The organism is Streptomyces sp. NPDC050085 (genome assembly GCF_044460595.1).
Classification (GTDB): domain Bacteria; phylum Actinomycetota; class Actinomycetes; order Streptomycetales; family Streptomycetaceae; genus Streptomyces.
Genome location: NZ_JBITJZ010000012.1, coordinates 197318 through 214698 on the forward strand (window position 1 = coordinate 197318; position 17381 = coordinate 214698).

At 71.6% G+C, this 17381-nt stretch carries 20 protein-coding genes and 1 pseudogene; 14 read left to right on the forward strand and 7 right to left on the reverse strand.

What is annotated here, in order from left to right; genetic code table 11:
• The first annotated feature begins 11 nt into the window (after positions 1-11).
• Together ACIBUY_RS33680 and ACIBUY_RS33685 are read left to right on the forward strand one after the other, a co-directional pair.
• Positions 12-1697, forward strand: a complete 1686-nt coding sequence (locus ACIBUY_RS33680; RefSeq protein ID WP_399154643.1) for an FUSC family protein — start codon at positions 12-14, stop codon at positions 1695-1697.
• Positions 1698-1730: 33 nt separating this feature from the next.
• Positions 1731-2246: a MarR family winged helix-turn-helix transcriptional regulator gene (locus tag ACIBUY_RS33685; protein ID WP_399154644.1), complete on the forward strand. Its 516-nt coding sequence runs from the start codon at positions 1731-1733 to the stop codon at positions 2244-2246.
• A 41-nt stretch (positions 2247-2287) separates the two neighbouring features.
• Here the strand turns inward: ACIBUY_RS33685 and ACIBUY_RS33690 are convergent, their stop codons facing one another.
• Positions 2288-3718 carry an NAD(P)/FAD-dependent oxidoreductase gene (locus tag ACIBUY_RS33690; protein WP_365580193.1) on the reverse strand — a complete coding sequence of 477 codons (1431 nt, stop codon included), beginning with the start codon at positions 3716-3718 and terminating at the stop codon, positions 2288-2290.
• A 129-nt stretch (positions 3719-3847) separates the two neighbouring features.
• Complete coding sequence (locus tag ACIBUY_RS33695) at positions 3848-4240, reverse strand: VOC family protein (protein ID WP_399154645.1); 393 nt, start codon at positions 4238-4240, stop codon at positions 3848-3850.
• 87 nt (positions 4241-4327) lie between these two features.
• Between ACIBUY_RS33695 and ACIBUY_RS33700 the strand changes: the two genes are divergently transcribed.
• On the forward strand, positions 4328-4858 hold the full coding sequence (locus ACIBUY_RS33700; protein WP_365580188.1) for a GNAT family N-acetyltransferase: 531 nt from the start codon (positions 4328-4330) through the stop codon (positions 4856-4858).
• 3 nt (positions 4859-4861) lie between these two features.
• Here ACIBUY_RS33700 and ACIBUY_RS33705 read toward each other — a convergent pair whose 3' ends face one another.
• The 4 genes from ACIBUY_RS33705 to ACIBUY_RS33720 form a co-directional block, all read right to left on the reverse strand.
• Complete coding sequence (locus tag ACIBUY_RS33705) at positions 4862-5545, reverse strand: glycerophosphodiester phosphodiesterase family protein (RefSeq protein WP_365580185.1); 684 nt, start codon at positions 5543-5545, stop codon at positions 4862-4864.
• 44 nt (positions 5546-5589) lie between these two features.
• Positions 5590-5715: a hypothetical protein gene (locus tag ACIBUY_RS33710; RefSeq protein WP_365580182.1), complete on the reverse strand. Its 126-nt coding sequence runs from the start codon at positions 5713-5715 to the stop codon at positions 5590-5592.
• Between the two features lie 79 nt (positions 5716-5794).
• Complete coding sequence (locus tag ACIBUY_RS33715; protein WP_365580180.1) at positions 5795-6391, reverse strand: PadR family transcriptional regulator; 597 nt, start codon at positions 6389-6391, stop codon at positions 5795-5797.
• A gap of 51 nt (positions 6392-6442) precedes the next feature.
• On the reverse strand, positions 6443-6988 hold the full coding sequence (locus ACIBUY_RS33720) for an FABP family protein (RefSeq protein ID WP_365580177.1): 546 nt from the start codon (positions 6986-6988) through the stop codon (positions 6443-6445).
• A gap of 221 nt (positions 6989-7209) precedes the next feature.
• Between ACIBUY_RS33720 and ACIBUY_RS33725 the strand changes: the two genes are divergently transcribed.
• From ACIBUY_RS33725 to ACIBUY_RS33755, 7 genes are all read left to right on the forward strand, one after another.
• Positions 7210-8340, forward strand: a complete 1131-nt coding sequence (locus ACIBUY_RS33725) for an LLM class flavin-dependent oxidoreductase (protein WP_399154646.1) — start codon at positions 7210-7212, stop codon at positions 8338-8340.
• Positions 8341-8433: 93 nt separating this feature from the next.
• Positions 8434-9438: an alpha/beta hydrolase gene (locus ACIBUY_RS33730; RefSeq protein ID WP_399154647.1), complete on the forward strand. Its 1005-nt coding sequence runs from the start codon at positions 8434-8436 to the stop codon at positions 9436-9438.
• 81 nt (positions 9439-9519) lie between these two features.
• A complete protein-coding gene (locus ACIBUY_RS33735; protein WP_399154648.1) occupies positions 9520-10929 on the forward strand; it encodes a DUF6421 family protein in 1410 nt (469 codons plus the stop codon).
• Positions 10930-10955: 26 nt separating this feature from the next.
• Positions 10956-11711: an SDR family NAD(P)-dependent oxidoreductase gene (locus ACIBUY_RS33740; RefSeq protein WP_365580166.1), complete on the forward strand. Its 756-nt coding sequence runs from the start codon at positions 10956-10958 to the stop codon at positions 11709-11711.
• Positions 11712-11722: 11 nt separating this feature from the next.
• Positions 11723-12793, forward strand: coding sequence for a low specificity L-threonine aldolase (locus ACIBUY_RS33745; protein ID WP_365580164.1), 1071 nt, complete (start codon positions 11723-11725; stop codon positions 12791-12793).
• 86 nt (positions 12794-12879) lie between these two features.
• Positions 12880-13479 carry a transglutaminase family protein gene (locus ACIBUY_RS33750; protein ID WP_365580162.1) on the forward strand — a complete coding sequence of 200 codons (600 nt, stop codon included), beginning with the start codon at positions 12880-12882 and terminating at the stop codon, positions 13477-13479.
• Positions 13480-13487: 8 nt separating this feature from the next.
• Entirely contained in the window at positions 13488-14174 is a 687-nt protein-coding gene (locus ACIBUY_RS33755) for a B3/4 domain-containing protein (protein WP_399154649.1), read from the forward strand.
• 15 nt (positions 14175-14189) lie between these two features.
• Here ACIBUY_RS33755 and ACIBUY_RS33760 read toward each other — a convergent pair whose 3' ends face one another.
• On the reverse strand, positions 14190-14921 hold the full coding sequence (locus tag ACIBUY_RS33760; protein WP_365580158.1) for a lysophospholipid acyltransferase family protein: 732 nt from the start codon (positions 14919-14921) through the stop codon (positions 14190-14192).
• 161 nt (positions 14922-15082) lie between these two features.
• Here ACIBUY_RS33760 and ACIBUY_RS33765 point away from each other — a divergent pair, with 161 nt between their 5' ends.
• The 4 genes and pseudogenes from ACIBUY_RS33765 to ACIBUY_RS33780 all read left to right on the forward strand — a co-directional run.
• Entirely contained in the window at positions 15083-15469 is a 387-nt protein-coding gene (locus tag ACIBUY_RS33765; protein WP_399154650.1) for a thioredoxin family protein, read from the forward strand.
• A 235-nt stretch (positions 15470-15704) separates the two neighbouring features.
• Positions 15705-16211 (forward strand): flavin reductase family protein, encoded by a 507-nt coding sequence (locus ACIBUY_RS33770; protein ID WP_365580152.1) that lies wholly within the window; start codon positions 15705-15707, stop codon positions 16209-16211.
• 226 nt (positions 16212-16437) lie between these two features.
• Positions 16438-17226 (forward strand): electron transfer flavoprotein subunit beta/FixA family protein, encoded by a 789-nt coding sequence (locus ACIBUY_RS33775; protein WP_399154652.1) that lies wholly within the window; start codon positions 16438-16440, stop codon positions 17224-17226.
• A gap of 61 nt (positions 17227-17287) precedes the next feature.
• Positions 17288-17381, forward strand: a pseudogene (locus tag ACIBUY_RS33780) (electron transfer flavoprotein subunit alpha/FixB family protein); the annotation flags it as partial.

The window sequence follows — 17381 nt, forward strand, 5'->3', positions numbered from 1 at the left end:
AAGGTTTTGATATGAGCAGCAGTGCACCTCCGTCCCCTCCCGCCACTCCCGCCTCTCCCGCCCCGCGCGCCGTCACCGTCCGCCGCCTCCCGCTCGCCGGGGTGCTGCGGGCGAACAAGCCGTCGGACATCTGGTTCAAACCGGCGACGAGCGTGGTCGTCTCCGCCGCGATACCGAACGTGGCGCTGCTCGTCCTCGGCCGGCTCGACCTCGTGATGTACACGATGGCCGGCAGCTTCTGCGCCCTGTACGGGCACAACCTCCCCTACGCCGCCCGCGCCCGGGCCCTGGCGGGCGTGGTGCTCGGCATGCTCGCCGGCGTCGCCGTCGCCCTCGTCGCCGCCTCGCTCACCTCGTCCGCGGTGATCCTCGTGACCGTGGGCGCGCTGCTCGCGGCCGTGCAGAAGACGCTGTGCGACGCGACGAGGATCGGTCCTCCCGGGCACCTCATCTTCACGTTCATCAGCTCCGCCTCGCTGTTCGCGCCGCAGACGACGGGGCAGGTGCCGGGGCATCTGGCGCTCACCCTCGGTGCGGGGGCCGTTGCCTGGCTCGTGGGCATGGCACCCGTGCTCGTACGCCCGCACGGGCCCGAGCGGCGGGCCACCGCCCGCGCCCTGAACGCGGCAGCCGCGTACGCCGAGCGGCCCGGGCACGCGCCCGCCCGGGGCGCCGCCGCCGCTGCCGTGCACGCCGCCTGGCAGTCGCTGCTCGCCACCGGCGCGCGGACCGAGGCGCGGCGTGCCCTGGAGCGGCTCGTCGTGCGCGCCGAGGTCGCCCTCTGCGCGCCCGGCGACGCGAACGCGGCCCAGCTGCGCGCCTGGGCCGCCGGACTGCGCGGCGCCTCGGCCGTCCCGCGGCCCGACCGGATCGCCGGGATCGACGACGAACTGCTCGGCGTCGAGGCCGAACTCGCCGTCGGACAGCCGTCGTTGTGGCGGCGCATCGGACCCGGATCACCGCTCCTGCCGATCGCCCTGCGCACCTTCATCGGGTGCGGCCTCGCCGGATACGCCTCCCTCGCGCTCGGCATCGGACGGCCCTACTGGGCCCTGGTCACCGCGGCCTCGCTCTACCAGGCCAATGTCACCCTGACCTGGAACCGGGGCGTGCAGCGCGTCGTCGGCAACCTCGCCGGGGTCCTCGTCTTCGCCGCCGTCGTGCCGTTCGCCCACCTCGGGCCGGCCGCGCTCGTGCTGTGCTGCCTCGTCTTCAGCTTCGGCGCCGAGGCGCTCATCACCCGCAACTACTGGCTGGGCAGCCTGTGCGTCACGCCGATGGCACTGCTCGTCACGGAGTTCGCCCGGTTCCAGGCGCCCGGCGAGCTGATCACGGACCGCATCGTGGACACCCTGGTCGGCGCGCTGCTCGGGGTCGTCGCCGCCGTCGCCGTCACCAACCGGCGGGCCGGCGACCACATCGAGCGCGGCCTGGCCCGGGTCGACGCCGCCCGCGCCGCCGCCGACCGCACGCTCGCCGAGGACGCGCCCGGGCCCGCCGCCCTGGAGACGGCCCGCCGCTCGCTCGCCGCGGCCCTGGTCGAACTGCGGGCCGCAGCCGACACAGCGGCCGGCGAATGGTGGCAGCGCGCCCTGCCCGAGGAGCGGGTGGTCACCGCCGAACAGGCAGGACACCGTACGCTCGCCGCGACGGTCCGACGACAACAGGCCCCAGGACCGGTCGCCGCCCGCGGGTAGCGGCAGCATCGAGGAAGGTTCGGTCGGTCAGGCATGAGCACGCAGCAAGACACGGTGTCCTCGGTCGTACGGCAGTGGCAGGCCGTGCGCCCGGACATCGACACCGCCCCGATGGAGATCATCGGTCGGATCAACCGGTGTGCCGCGCTCCTGCAGCAGGCGGAGGACGCGCCCCTGCGGCACGCCGGGCTGACCAGGGCCGAGTTCGACCTGCTCGGCACCCTGCGCCGCACGGGACGGGAACTGACCCCCGGCGATCTCGCGCGCGAGACGTTCTCGTCCGGCGCCGCGGTGACCAAGCGCCTGAAGCAGCTGCAGGAGCGCGGCCTCGTCGCGCGGCGCGGTGACACCCGGGACCGCCGGGTGTCACACCTGAGCCTCACCGACGAGGGCCGCACCCTCGTCGACGAGATCCTGCCGCGCCAGCTCGCGTACGAGTCGACGGTCCTCGCGGGCCTCGACGGCGGCAAGGGCGATGAACTCGGCCTGCTCCTGGGCGAGTTGCTGTCCCAGCTGGAGGGGCGACTCGGCGGGTCCCGGGTGGTCTGAGGTGCGTGGACGCCGGGGGCCCGCCGCCCACGCACCGCGTTCTAGGTGATCGGCAGGTTCGGCTTCTGCGGTGTCATCGCCGTCCCCGCGACGTGCGCCGTCACCGCCGCGTGGACCTCCTCCGGCGACAGATACGCGTCCGTCATCTCGAAGTCCTTCAGCGTCGCCGGGCGGTTGCGCTGGAAGCCGGTGCGGACGAAGTCGTCGCCCGCGACCGCGTTCAGCCCCCAGTTCGCCACCGTGCGGAAGCGCGCCGTCAGCGTCCGCAGCGCCCCCAAGTGATAGCCGCGCGCCACGACTTGGGCCGGGAGCCCGGTCAGCTGCACACCCAGCGGCTTCGACACCGCCTGGATGCCGCCGAGGTCGACGACGAGCCCGAGGTCCTTGTGCGCGTACGGCTTCAGCGGCGTCCCGCGGACCGCCGCCAGCACATTGCGGGCCGCCGCCCAGCCCTGCCGCATCGCGTGCTGCGCCGTCGGCGGGCAGATCGCGTCGCCGCCCTTGACGACGTCCGGCACCGCCGCCGCGTCGCCGAGGGCGAAGACCCCGTCGAGACCGGGCACGGTCAGCTCCGGGGTGACCACCAGCCGGCCGCGGTTCGTCTCCGCGTTCAAGGTCGCCACCAGCGGGCTCGGTGCGACGCCCGCCGTCCAGATCAGGGTGTGGCAGGGCAGTTCGCGGCCGTCGGTCAGCGTGACCGTGTCCTCGGTGACCTTGGCGACGGACACCCCGAGCGAGACGTGCAGCCCGCGCCGCTCCAGGATCGCCATCGCCTTGTCGCCGAGCCGGTCGCCCAGCTCCGGCATCAACTTCGGTGCCACATCGACCAGATGCCACTTGATGTCGCGCGGGTCGAGCCCCGGGTACCGCTTCACCGCCGAGGTCGTCAGGCGCTGCAGGTACGCCGCCGTCTCGGTGCCCGCGTAGCCGCCGCCCACGACCACGAACTGCAGCCGCGCCTCCCGCTCGGCCGGGTCGGAACTCGCCGCCGCGAGGTCCAGCTGCGAGATGACGTGGTCCCGGATCCAGGCGGCCTCGGCGAGCGTCTTCACCCCGACGGCGTGCTCGTCGACGCCCGGGATGTCGAACTGCCGCGTCACGCTGCCCGGCGTCAGCACGAGGTGGTCGTAGCGCTCGACGACGGTCTCGCCGTTGATCTTCCGCACGACGACGGCCTTGGCCTTCGGGTCCACGCCGACCGCGCCGCCCGGGACGATCGAGGTGCGCCGCAGCATCCGGCGCAGCGGCACCGCGACCGACTGCGGGGTGAGCACGCCGGACGCCACGTGCGGCAGCAGCGGCAGGTACAGCTGGTGGTCCATCGGGCTGATGAGCTTGAGCACCGCCTCGCCGGGCTTGAGCTCCTTCTCCAGCTTGTGGGCGCATTCCATCCCGGCGAATCCGCCGCCGACGATCAGGATCCGGGGCACGGTCGAGGTACGGGGAGCGTTCGCGTTCCGGGGAGCGGTCATCTCGGATCTCTCCTGGGCTGGTCTGGGTGCGGACAGGCGATGCGAGCGTTGCCGGTGCATGTTTCCTGATCGGCGCGGCCCAATCCCCGACTCAGCGACATCCTGCGACGGGCAGCGCGTCGGCGCACGTCAGAGCCCGGGACGCACACGCATCGGATGGTCCTCGGGCACCTCGACGACACAGATCCGCGTGCCGTCCGGATCCGCGATCCACATCTCCACGAGCCCCCACCGCTCGCGCACCGGCTCCCGCAGCACCGGCACGCCCCGGGCCGTGAGCTCCTCGTGCGCCGCCCGCACGTCCGCCACCTGCAGCCACAGCCGCACCCCCGGCGCGACCGGCGGCTCGGCCCGCCCGGAGAGCTCCAGGAAACCGCCGCCGAGGAAGTACACCGTGCCCCGCTCGGGCCCGGTCCCGAACTCGCGGTACACGGCGAGGCCCAGCGCCTCGCCGTAGAACGCCCGCGACCGCTCAGGATCGCCGGGCCGGATGAGAACCCTGCTGCTCAGTACGTGAACCATGCCGACGCAGCGTAGTGCGACCGGGTTAACCTCGACGGCGCGACCGGGCCCAGGACCGGCCCCCGCCCGTACGAGATCGGAGACCCGATGACCGCCTCCCTCACCTTCCGCGACGCCGAGCCCGACGACGCCGACACGCTCGTCGCGCTCATCGAGTCGGCCTATCGCGGGGACGACAGCCGGGCGGGCTGGACCACGGAGGCGGACCTCCTCGAGGGGCAGCGCACCGATCCGCAGGGCGTCCTCGACGTGATCAAGGACCCCGACAGCCGGCTGCTGACCGTCGAGCGCGACGGCGCGGTCGTCGCCTGCTGCCAGCTGGAGCACCGCGGCGACCACGCCTACTTCGGCATGTTCGCCGTCAGCCCCGCCCTGCAGGGCGGGGGTCTCGGCAAGGTGATCATCGCGGAGGCGGAGCGCCGCGCCCAGGAGGTCTGGGGGGTGCGCGAGATGCACATGACCGTGATCTCCGTACGCGACGAGCTCATCGCCTGGTACGAGCGCCGCGGCTACCGCCGTACGGGAAGGATGAGCCCCTTCCCGTACGGCGACGAGCGCTTCGGCATTCCGCAGCGCGCCGACCTGCAGTTCGAGCTGCTGGTCAAGCCGCTGGGGTGAGCGCTACGCGGTGAAGCGGCCGGTCCGTTTGATCTCCGGGTAGTCGGTGGTCGCCCCGTCCAGGCCGAGCGCCCGCACGAGCCGCAGATCGTCCTGGGTGTTCACGACCCAGCCGATGATCCGCAGGTCGGCCTTGCGGGCGTGCTCCACGATCTCCTGCGTGAGGCGGCGGATGTTGAGGACGAGGGTCGTGGCGCCGACGGCCGTGGCCCGCTCGACGACGTCCGTGCCGTAACGGCTGGCGACGAGCGCGGTGCGCACCCCCGGCACCAGGCGCGCGATCTCGGCGACGGCCTCGTCGTGGAACGAGATCACCTCGACCCGGTGCACCAGATCGCGGCGCAGCATCACCTCGGCGAGCGCCCTGGCCGCGGCCGTGTCCTTGATCTCCGCCTGCAGCGGTGCGCTCACCGCGTCGAGGACCTCCTCGAAGACCGGCACCCGCTCACCCCGCCCGGCGTCCAGGGTGCGCAGCTCGGCGAGGGTCTGCTCCGCGATGGGGCCCGTGCCGTCCGTCGTGCGGTCCACGTCGGCGTCGTGCATGACGACGAGCGCGCCGTCCTTGCTCAGGTGCAGATCGAGTTCGATGAGGTCGAGTCCCGCTCGCTGCGCGGCGACGAAGGAACGGAGGGTGTTCTCGGGTTCGACACCCGCGACTCCGCGATGCCCGATGGTGAGGAAGTTCAAGGTGGTCTCGCTTCCGTCGACGGCGGCTCTACTGGTTCTCGAGCCTAACGGCCCGCCTCCGCCGCGGAGCCGGGTCGGTGAGGGTGACCGGAGTTGTTCGCTCTGGCGCCGACGACCCCGAGGATGAGGCCGGTGATGACGGCGGCGACGAGGACGGCGCGGGTGCTCACGGCTGGTGCCTCCCAGGCTGCGGCGCGGGACGGGGACCCGACCCGTCCTACCGCTGTGCGCCGGGGGCGGGGCGCCATGTCACTCGTCGGTGGGCGCGTCCCGCCGGGAGGGTTGACCGGGCGGGGGCGGCAGCGCGTCGAGATCCGTCAACATGCCCCGCGTCAGCTCGACTTCGGCCAGCAGACGGCGCTCGCTCCAGCGCAGGGCGATCTGCGGATGGGCCCAGGCGTCGACCCCGTCGGCCCGCGCCAGAGCGTCCCGCACCTCCTTCAACTCGCCCTCGGTGCGCGCCAGATGCTCCTCGACGAGGGTCCGCAGCCGCTCGGGCGCGGCGAGGTGCCCGAGCCACACCCGCAGCACCACCGGGTGCTTGAGCGACACGGCGTCCGCGTCCTGCCCGGCCGCCCACGCCCCGAGCGCGGCCCGCCCCGCCTCCGTGATGGCGTACGTCCGCTTCGCCCGCGGCTCCTCGGGCCCGGAGCCGCGCGATGTGACGTACCCGAGTCGCTCCAGGCGGCGCAGTTCCGCGTAGATCTGACTGATGGCAGGAGCCCCGTAGAAGAAGCGGAGCGAGGCGTCGGCCCACTTCTTCAGGTCGTACCCGGTCCGCTCGCCGGGGAAGGACAGCAGTCCGAGCACGGCCCAGGCCGTCGGCGGCAGCGGTGTGGTCGACATGCGTCCGCATTGAAGTGAGCGGCGGGCGCGGGCGCAAGACCCGCGCGGCGGCTACGGGGTCCTGCGCCGCAACTGCGCCGCCAGGTGGTGCTGCAACGGCTGCCCCACCGCGGCGAGTTGATGCGCGAAGGCCAGGCTGTCGGCGTCGACGAGCGTGTACCGGCGGTGCGTCGCCTCGACCTTCTTCGCCGTCGGGGTGAGCGCGACGCCGTCGGTGGCGAGGTCGACCGTGCCGTCGGCGGCCTGTCCGACCAGGATCTCGGCGATGCCGGTCGGCTGGGTGACCAGCGCCTCCACGCGGCCGCCCGGCTGCAGCCGCCACCAGCCGCTCTCCCGCGCCGCGGGACGCAGCGGCGCGTCGTCGGGGCCGAGCAGCCAGGCCCGTGCCTCGTACCGCAGGAACGGGCGCCCGTCGTGGCTGAAGGTGACCTCCTGCGCGTACCTGAACTCCCCGTCGATCGTGGGGTATTCACCGCTGCCGCGCCCGTGCCAGGTGCCGAGCAGGCCGAGCACGGGCGCCAGCTGCTCGTGCGGCGCGGGTGCCCCCTGCGGGCGGTCGCTGTCGGAGTACGGGTAGGGCGGTGCGGGGTCGAACACGGTGTGACTCCTGGCGTAGGGGTGGGGGCGGAACCGGCGGTATCGCCGGTGCTGCCGGTACCGGGGGAGCTCAGCCTACGGCGGCCCGCTCCCTCTCCTCTCCGCGACGGCGGGTGTGCGGGATGCCCTTTCCGTCGCGCGCAGCCCTTCCCATCTCTGACGGTTCGTCATATAGCTATTAGTCATATGGAGGCGCGTCGCCCCAACCACCAGGAGGCACAGTGAAGTTCTCCGTGATCTTCGAGGCCCAGCTGGCCGACCCCACCGTCGAGCGCGAGCACCAGCTCTTCCACGACTGCGTCGAACAGGCCGTCCTCGCCGAGGAGATGGGCTTCGACCGGATCTGGGCCGTCGAGCACCACTCCCTCAAGTGGTACGCGCACATGTCCGCGCCCGAGATCTTCCTCACCTGGGTCGCGGCCCGCACCTCCCGCATCCGCATCGGACACGGCGTCGTCTGCATGCCGTTCCGGTTCAACCACCCGGTCCGTGTCGCCGAACGGGCCGCCACGCTCGACCTGTTGTCCGGCGGCCGGGTCGACCTCGGCGCGGGGCGCGGCGGCACGGTGCAGGAGACGTCCCTGTGCGGCGTCGACCGGGACCGCACGACGCAGGAGGTCGAGGAGGCCCTGCGCATCATCGGCAAGGCCTGGGAGAAGGACGAGCTGGAGCACCACGGCCCGCTCCTCGACATCGACCCGCACCCGATCCTGCCCCGGCCCGTGCAGAACCCGCACCCGCCGCTCTTCCTCGCGTGCAGCCGTACGGAGACCTTGACGCAGGCCGCCGAACTCGGCGTCGGCGCCCTGGTGATGGGCTTCGCGGGCCCCGAGTCGATCGCGCGGATGCGGACCGCGTACGACGCGGCGGTCGCCGCCCGCACCCCCGAGCGCCTCGTCTCGTCGGTGATCAACGACCACTTCTCGGTGCTGTGCCCCACGATCGTCCTGGACGACCGCGACGAGGCCCGCCGGATCGGCATCCGCGGGCAGCGCTTCTTCGCGCAGTCCATCGGGCACTGGTACGGCGGTGCGGGCATCCCCGACGAGGCGGTCGTCGACGGCGCGGACGAGGCCGCCGAGATGGACCGCGCCGCGGAACAGGTCGTGGCCCGGCTGCACGAACAGCGGATCCCGGTACGCCCCACGGCCACCGCCACCTTCAACGCCGACCACGCGTACGGCACCGCCGCCGACGCCATCGCCCACGTCGAGCGCCTCCGCGACGCGGGCGCCGACGAGATCATGTGCCTCGTCCAGATGGGCACGGTGCCGCAAGAGGCGTGCCTGGAGACTTTGCGGCAGTGGGGCGAGACAGTGATTCCGCACTTCAAGGGAGGGGAGCAGGGCTGACTCCGGGCGAGTCGACCCGTTCCGCGCGCCGCACCCGCACCCGCACCCGCACCCGCACCTTCGCCTTCGCACCTCACCGACCCGGAGGTCCCCATGCCCGTGTCCGACCGACTCGCCCCCGAAGCCCGCCCCCTCGTCGACGCCATGGCCGCGGTCTTCCCCGACCTCGGCGGCGCCGTCACCGATGCCGCCGAGGCCCGGCGGATCCTCGCGGCCGCGCCCGCCGTGCCGTTCCCGGCGCCCGTCGTCGGGGCCGTGGAGGACCGGGAGATACCGGGGCCGCCCGGGGCGCCGTCCCTTCCCGTACGGATCTATCTGCCGGAACCGGAGCCCGGGGGTGCCGAGACGGCGCGGCCCGTCGTCGTGTTCTTCCACGGCGGCGGCTGGGCCATCTGCGATCTCGACAGCCATGACTCCACCGCGCGCGGGCTGTGCCGCGACGCGCGGGCCGTCGTGGTGTCCGTCGACTACCGGCTCGCTCCCGAGGCCCCGTTCCCGGCCGCCGTCGAGGACGCGTACGCCGCGGTGTGCTGGGTGGCCGGCCACGCGGCCGAACTCGGCGCGGACGCGGGCGCGTTGACGGTCGCGGGGGACAGCGCCGGCGGGAACCTCGCCGCCGTGGTCGCGCACATCGCCCGGGACGAGGGCGGTCCCCGCATCGCCCGTCAGGTCCTCGTCTATCCCGCCACCGACGCCCGCCAGAAGGCCGGTTCGTTCGCGGAGAACGCCGACGGGTACTTCCTCACCGCCGCGCACTGCGCCTGGTTCCTGGACCAGTACCTCGGCCCGGACGGCGACGCCGCGCACCCGCGCGTCTCACCGCTCCTCGCCGAGGACCTGGGCGGACTTCCGCCCGCGCACGTCGTCACGGCGGGCTGCGACCCCCTGTGCGACGAGGGGCGGGCGTACGCCAAGGCCCTGCGCGACGCCGGGACCGATGTCACCGAGAGCCACTTTCCGGGAATGTTCCACGGCTTCTTCGGCTTCCCCGAGCTGCTCGACGACGCCCGCCGGGCCCGCGCCGCGGTAGCAGAGGGCATCGTTTCCACTGGACTGGACAGGAAAAACTTCGGTGACACCGGGGGTCGCGCAGGATAATTTCCCGAGGCTCCCCTTGTCGTGGAGAACCTCGCATGCATACGGTGTCCTTACGCGAGGTTCTCCCGTGGAGGATGGGTCATGACGGAAATTCTTGTGCAGGCGGGCATGGAGGGAATCGTTCCTCCGGCTCCGGTGGGTGGCGACAGGGTGGTGGAGCACCCGGCGTGGCCTGTGCTCAAGGACGCCGTGGAGGAGATCAGGACCTGGCAGGACAAGGACGGGTCCATCGACTTCGGCGCCGAGGGCGCCCCCGCGCGCGCCACGGTCGACCTGGCCCTGGACCGGGTCACGTCGGCCGTCGAGCAGCTCGCCCCGCTGCTGCCGCACGACGCCGCGTACCACGAGGCTCTGACCGGCGACCTGCGCCGCTGGGCCGACAGCGGCTTCGGGGTCCCCGACTTCCTGGACTCGTTGCTCGCCTTCCAGCCCGCGGCCCAGCGCCGCGACGGGCTCCAGCACCTGGTGCTCTTCCCGATGTACACGCAGAACGGGAACCCGGACCGCAACCTCGAGGCCGTCGTGCTGCGCATGGTCTGGCCCGAGTGGCTGGCCGAGCTCGAGGCCACGCGCTACGACAACCCCCTCTTCTGCGGCATCACCTTCGAGGACTTCACCTCGGGCTACGACACGAACTCGGCGGTGCTCTTCCCCGAGACGATCGCCGTGCGCGAGGCCCCCGAGCGCTTCTCCTGGGGCGGCATCTTCTGCGACCGCGAGGCGGCCCGCTTCCGCCGCGTCACCGAGGCCGCCGTCGACATCCTCGGGGTCGAACTGCCCGCGGACATCGCGGAGATGGTCGGCGACCAGGAGCGCTGCCAGCAGGCGTTCGTGCTGTGGGACATGGTCCACGACCGCACCCACAGCCACGGCGACCTGCCCTTCGACCCGTTCATGATCAAGCAGCGCCAGCCGTTCTGGATGTACGGACTCGAAGAGCTGCGCTGCGACCTCACCGCCTTCAAGGAGGCCGTGAAGCTGGAGGCCGACGGCGTCACGCAGGGCCGCGACGTCCAGTACGCGGTCCTGTTCGACCGGATGTTCCGCTTCCCGGTCACCGGTGAGCGGGTCCGCAACTACGACGGTCTCGGCGGCCAGCTCCTCTTCGCGTACCTGCACAAGCACGACGTCGTCCGCTGGACGGACAACAAGCTGCACATCGACTGGCAGCGCGCCCCCGAGGTGACGAACCAGCTGTGCGCCGAGATCGAGACGCTGTACCGCGACGGCATCGACCGGCCGAAGCTGGTCCACTGGTTCGCCGCGTACGACCTGGTCTCGACCTATCTCGCGCCGCACCCGGGCTCGCGCTGGGCCAAGGGTCCCGACGCCCTCGACACCTCGCTGCCGCCGCGCAAGCTCGTGGACGAGGTGCTTCCGGACGAGTTTCCGCTGAGCATGTTCTATGAGGCGCTTTCCAAGAAGCTGAAGAACGTGATCGCCTCCACCAAGGGGATCACCGCGGAGCGCGCTGAGCGGGTGGCCGCGTGAGCGACCCGGTACAGGAGGCGACTGCCATGTCCGACACCGACGTCACCAAGGACGCCCTCGACGGTGCCGTGATCGCGGTCGCGGGGGCCGCGGGGCCCGCGGGACGCGCCACTTTGAAGCGGCTCGCGGAGGCCGGCGCCACCGTCGTCGGCGCCGACGCGGACGCGGCACGGCTGGCCGAGGCGGTCGACGAGGCCCGCTACGCGCACGGCGGCGCCACCGTCATCGGCGACACCGTCGACCTCCTCGACCTGCAGGCCACCCGCGACTGGGCGGCCCGCGTCGAGAAGGACTTCGGCCGGATCGACGGCATGGTCCACCTCGTCGGCGGCTGGCGCGGCAGCGCGAGCTTCGCCGAGACCGACCTCGCCGACTGGGAGCTGCTCGAAAAGCTCCTGATCCGCACGGTGCAGCACACCTCCCTCGCCTTCCAGGAGGGCCTGTCCCGCTCGGACCGCGGCCGCTACCTGCTGATCAGCGCCGCCGGCGCCAGCAGGCCGACCGCGGGCAACGCCGCGTACGCCGCCTCGAAGGCCGCGGCCGAGGCGTGGACGCTCGCGCTCGGCGACGCCTTCCGCAAGGCCGGGGGCGAGGCGGGCCCGCAGCAGGCGGCTGCGATCCTGGTGGTGAAGGCGCTGGTGCACGACGCGATGCGCGCGGAGCGCCCCAACGCGAAGTTCGCGGGCTTCACCGACGTCAAGGAGCTGGCCGAGGCCATCGCCGGCGTCTGGAGCCGGCCCGCCGCCGAAGTGAACGGGACCCGCCTGTGGCTGACAGAGTAGACAGCGAAGCCGTGAATCCTCCGAAGACCGACGCCCGCAGGCACCACGACCCCACGGTCAGGGGCTTCGCCAGCGACAACTACGCGGGTGCCCACCCCGAGGTGATGGCGGCCCTCGCCCTCGCCAACGGCGGGCACCAGGTCGCGTACGGCGAGGACGACTACACGGACCACCTCCAGCAGATCATCCGCAGCCACTTCGGCCCGACCGCCGAGGCCTTCCCGGTCTTCAACGGCACGGGTGCCAACGTCGTCGCGCTCCAGGCGGTCACCGACCGCTGGGGCGCGGTGATCTGCGCCGAGTCCGCACACATCAACGTGGACGAGGGCGGCGCCCCCGAGCGGATGGGCGGCCTGAAGCTGCTCACCGTCCCGACGCCCGACGGGAAGCTCACGCCCGAGCTCATCGACCGGCAGGCGTTCGGCTGGGACGACGAGCACCGCGCGATGCCGCAGGTCGTCTCGATCACGCAGTCCACCGAACTGGGCACGCTCTACACGCCCGACGAGATCCGCGCGATCTGCGACCACGCCCACGAGCGGAACATGGTCGTCCACCTCGACGGCTCGCGGATATCCAACGCGGCCGCGTCCCTCGACGTGCCGATGCGTACGTTCACGAACGCGGTCGGCGTCGACATCCTCTCGCTCGGCGGCACGAAGAACGGCGCGCTGTTCGGCGAGGCCGTGGTCGTCCTGAACCAGGACGCGGTCCGCCACATGAAGCACCTGCGCAAGCTGTCCATGCAGCTCGCCTCCAAGATGCGCTTCGTCTCCGTGCAGTTGGAGGCGCTGCTCGCCAAGGACCTGTGGCTGCGCAACGCCCGGCACGCCAACGAGATGGCCCAGCGCCTCGCCGAGGGCGTGCGGGCCGTGGACGGCGTGGAGATCCTCTACCCGGTGCAGGCCAACGGCGTCTTCGCGCGCCTGCCGCACGACGTCTCCGAGCGCCTCATGAAGCACTACCGCTTCTACTTCTGGGACGAGGCCGCAGGGGATGTCCGCTGGATGTGCGCCTTCGACACCCGCGAGGAGGACGTGGACGGGTTCGTCGCGGCGCTCAAGGAGGAGATGGCCCGCTAGAGCACGAGCACGCATGGATGCATAGATATGCGATCGACCGTAAATCCATTGACCGGCGGCCGGTCGCTTTTCTATGCTCGCGTGCCATGCAGCTGATCCAGAACACCCCTGACCTTTCGGCGTACTTGGCCGCCGATGACGTCATCGACCACCATCATCCGCTCGTCCGGGAGACGGCCGCGCGCCTCGCGAAAGAGGCCGCCGATTCATATGCATACGCGCGCGCGGCCTATGAGTTCGTCCGTGACACCATCCCGCACTCGGCGGACAGCGGGGACATGCGCGTCACCTGGCGGGCCTCCGACGTCCTGGCGAAGGGGACCGGCATCTGCCACGCGAAGGCCCACGCGCTGACCGCCCTGCTGCGGGCGGAGGACATCCCGACGGCGCTCTGCTACCAGCGCCTGACCCATGACGCGGGGACGGGCTGGTGCGTGCACGGCCTGGTCGCCGTGCGGTTCCACGGCACCTGGCACCGGCAGGACTGTCGGGGGAACAAGCCGGGGGTCGACGCCCAGTTCTCCCTCGACGGGGAGCGGCTGGCCTGGGTGCCGGACGCCGAGTGCAGTGAGGTGGACTATCCGGTACTCTTTGATGTACCGCATCCGGTGGTGCTCGATGTGCTGCGCCGCGCCCCGGACCGCCCGTACCTCTGGGAGAACCTCCCCGACGCGCTCCCCCTGTAAGGCAGGCCATGCCCCTCCAGCTCACCGTCTCCGACGACGTCCGCGCCCTCGCGCCGGACTTCCACCACATCGCCATCGAGGCGTACGGCCTCGTCAACACGCCCAGCACGGACGGGACTTCGGCCCTGCTCGACGACGCCGCACGCCGACTGGCGGCGCGCCTGGACGGACGTGCGCCGCACGAGGACCCGCACATGGTGGCCTGGCGCGCGGCCTACACGGCTTTCGGGGCCAAGCCCAACCGCACGCGGAACTCGGCGGAGGCGCTGGCGAAGAGGGCGCTCAGCGACGCGGGACTGCCCCGGATCAACACGCTGGTGGACGTCTACAACGCGATCAGCGTCGCCCATCTGATCCCGGTCGGCGGCGAGGACCTCGACCGCATCAGGGGCGGCATGCGGCTCGTCCGCGCCACCGGCACCGAGGACTTCGTGACCGTCGCCTCCGGCGAGCAGGTCGTGGACCACCCGGAGGCGGGCGAGGTCGTCTGGTGCGACGACGAGGGCGTCACCTGCCGCCGCTGGAACTGGCGGCAGGGCCCTCGCGCCTGCCTCGACGACACCTCGGTGAACGCCCTGTTCCTGCTGGAGGGCATGGGTGACCGGGCGGGCCTGGAGGCGGCGGGCGCCGAACTGGCGGAACTCCTCGAGAAGTTCAGCCCCGGCGCACGCCTCACCGTCCACCCGGCGGTCTGAGGGCCCGTCCCCGACTCAGCCGGCGGCCTCGGCGGCCCTGACCTCTTCGGGGGTCGGGGCCGTCCCGCCCAGGTGCGCCGGCATCCACCAGGTGTCGTCCGGCCCCTTGGGGCGTACGGGATACGCACGCTGCGCCGCTTCGAGCAGTTCCTGTACGCGGTCACGCAGACGGCGGGAAATCGCCCCGGCGTACTGGTCGGTCGGGGCCTCCAGGGGCTCGCCGACGCGGATGGTGACCGGAATGTGGTCCCGCTTGAAGTTGCGCGGGCGCCCCTTCGTCCACAGTCGCTGCGTGCCCCACAGCGCCATCGGGATCAGCGGGACCCCGGCCTCCTGAGCGAGGCGCACGGCGCCCGTCTTGAAGCTCTTGAGGGTGAACGACTGCGAGATGGTCGCCTCGGGGAACACCCCGACGATCTCGCCCGCGCGCAGCGACTGCAGCGCGTGCTGGTACGCCTGCTCGCCCTGCGCCCGGTCCACCGGGATGTGCTTCATGCTGCGCATCAGCGGACCCGAGACCTTGTGGCGGAACACCGACTCCTTCGCCATGAAGCGGACCAGGCGCTTCTGGGGCAGGGCAGCGAGGCCGTCGAAGATGAAGTCCAGGTAGCTGATGTGGTTGCTGACCAGGACGGCCCCGCCCGAGCGCGGAATGTTCTCCGAACCCTTGCAGTCGATCTTCAGGTCGAGCGCCTTGAACAGGGTGAGGGCGGCGCCGATGACCGGACGGTAGACAAGCTCTGCCATGGAGGGGGTGGACCCTTCTTAAGTGCCTGGGGATCTCGGATCGGGGGGAGGTTCCCGGCGGTAAGTTACGCGGCCGTAGGTTTTCCGGCTTGCGCAGATCGTGCCCCATCAACGGCCGGGTGGCCAGTCCTCGTTCCGGCCGTGCGCGAGATCCTTGTCACGTGGCCGGGAATAGGGAGAGACGTTTCGGCGCTGGCCGGGGGAGAGGCAGACCGAGGAGGAGCAGGGTGACCGTGGGTGAAGTGAGGCTCGATGCCCGGGAGTTGGGCGAGGGGCTGGGGGAGCGGGCCACGCTCGTCCAGTTCTCCAGCGCCTTCTGCGCCCCCTGCCGGGCCACCCGAAGGGTCCTCGCCGAAGTCGCCGCCATGGTCCCCGGTGTGTCCCACATCGAGATCGACGCCGAGGCGGAGCTCGAACTCGTACGCCGGATCGGCATCGTGAAGACGCCCACCGTGCTCGTCCTCGACGCCGGGGGCCGCGAGGTGCGGCGTGCGACCGGACAGCCGCGCAAGGCCGATGTCATCGCCGCGCTCGGCGCGGCGGTCTGAGGCGGCGGACCCGGGGTGCGGGGGTTCGCGGGCAGGCGCTCCGTGACGCATCTCCCAGATGACGGAACGCACTTGACTGCACGCACCACGTATCGTCAGTCTGACCTTATGCCTTCGGAACTCCTTCTCTACGAGCGGGTCCACGTCGACCTGGCCCGCTGTTCGAGCGCCCGCTGTCCCGTCTCCTGACGCAGCCACGGACCCCGCTCGAACCCTCCGGCAGAAGGACAACTCCATGACGGCCACGCCCGATCTGCGCACCGCCCGCACCGCGACCCCCGACCTGCTCCGCTCGGTCTTCCGGCAGCACGCCGCCGGTGTCGCGGTGATCACGGCCGCGGGCGAGACGCCCGTGGGCTTCACCGCCACCTCCCTCACCTCGGTCTCCGCCGAACCTCCGGTCGTCTCGTTCGGCATCGGCCTCGGCGCCTCCAGCTGGCCCACCGTCGCCGAGGCGGACCACGTCGGCGTGCACATACTCGGCGAGCACCAGGCCGCTCTCGCCGCCACTTTCGCGAAGAGCGGCGCCGACCGATTCGGGGCGCCGACGCGCTGGTTCGAGGGGCCCGAGGGCGTCCCTGTCCTGGAGGGCGTGCTGGCCTGGATGGTGTGCAGGGTCGTCGCGCGGGTGCCCGCGGGAGACCACCGCATCGTGCTGGCCGAGGCGGTCTGCGGCGACCCGGCGGGAGCGGGCCGCCCGCTCCTGTACCACCAGGGTCGCTTCAACGCGCTGCGCGACTGAGAGTTCCCGGCGCGGGGCGATTACTCAGGGTTGGCAAGGTCACAGTTCAAAGCGCTTGCTCAGTGGGCATGAACTGGGTGTACTGACGAGTAATATTTCGTTCGGAGCGCGGGCCGCCCCGACCGGAACAGTCCGCTTCGGGCGCCTATGCTGCCTGCCAGGAAGACGTGGTCAGTTTCAGCAGCTGGGCCGCCCAGTAAAAGACGATTGCAGTAGGAGAGCCGGCGTGAGCTTGAGGATCGTTGTCACCGTGAAGTACGTGCCGGACGCGACCGGTGATCGGCATTTCGCGGATGACCTGACGTTGGACCGGGACGACGTGGACGGTCTGCTGTCGGAGCTGGACGAGTATGCGGTGGAGCAGGCGCTGCAGATCTCGGAGAACTCCGATGACGACGTGGAGATCACCGTGTTGACGGTGGGTCCCGAGGACGCGAAGGACGCGCTGCGCAAGGCGTTGTCGATGGGTGCGGACAAGGCGATCCACGTGGAGGACGACGACCTGCACGGTACGGATGCGATCGGTACGTCGCTGGTGCTGGCGAAGGCGATCGAGAAGGCCGGTTTTGATCTGGTGGTCTCGGGGATGGCGTCGACGGACGGTACGGCGGGCATTGTGCCGGCGCTGGTGGCGGAGCGGTTGGGGGTGCCGCAGGTGACGCTGCTGTCGGAGGTGTCGGTTGCCGGCGGCACGGTGACGGGCCGTCGTGACGGTGACACGGCTTCGGAGCAGCTTCAGGCCGCGCTGCCGGCGGTGGTGTCGGTGACCGACCAGTCGGGTGAGGCGCGGTACCCGTCGTTCAAGGGGATCATGGCGGCGAAGAAGAAGCCGGTGGAGTCCTGGGACCTCTCGGATCTGGACATCGAGGCCGACGAGGTCGGTCTGGAGGGTGCCTGGACGAAGGTCGAGGCGGCGGCCGAGCGTCCGGCGCGTACCGCGGGCACGATCGTGAAGGACGAGGGTGAGGGCGGCAAGCAGCTCGCCGAGTTCCTCGCCGGCCAGAAGTTCATCTGAGCCTCGGCCGTCCCGGCAAGTCCACCCCACCTTCTTTGTGATTGCAGGAGATTGAAGTCCCATGGCTGAAGTTCTGGTCTACGTCGACCACGTGGACGGTGCCGTCCGCAAGCCCACCCTGGAGCTGCTGACGCTGGCCCGCCGTATCGGTGAGC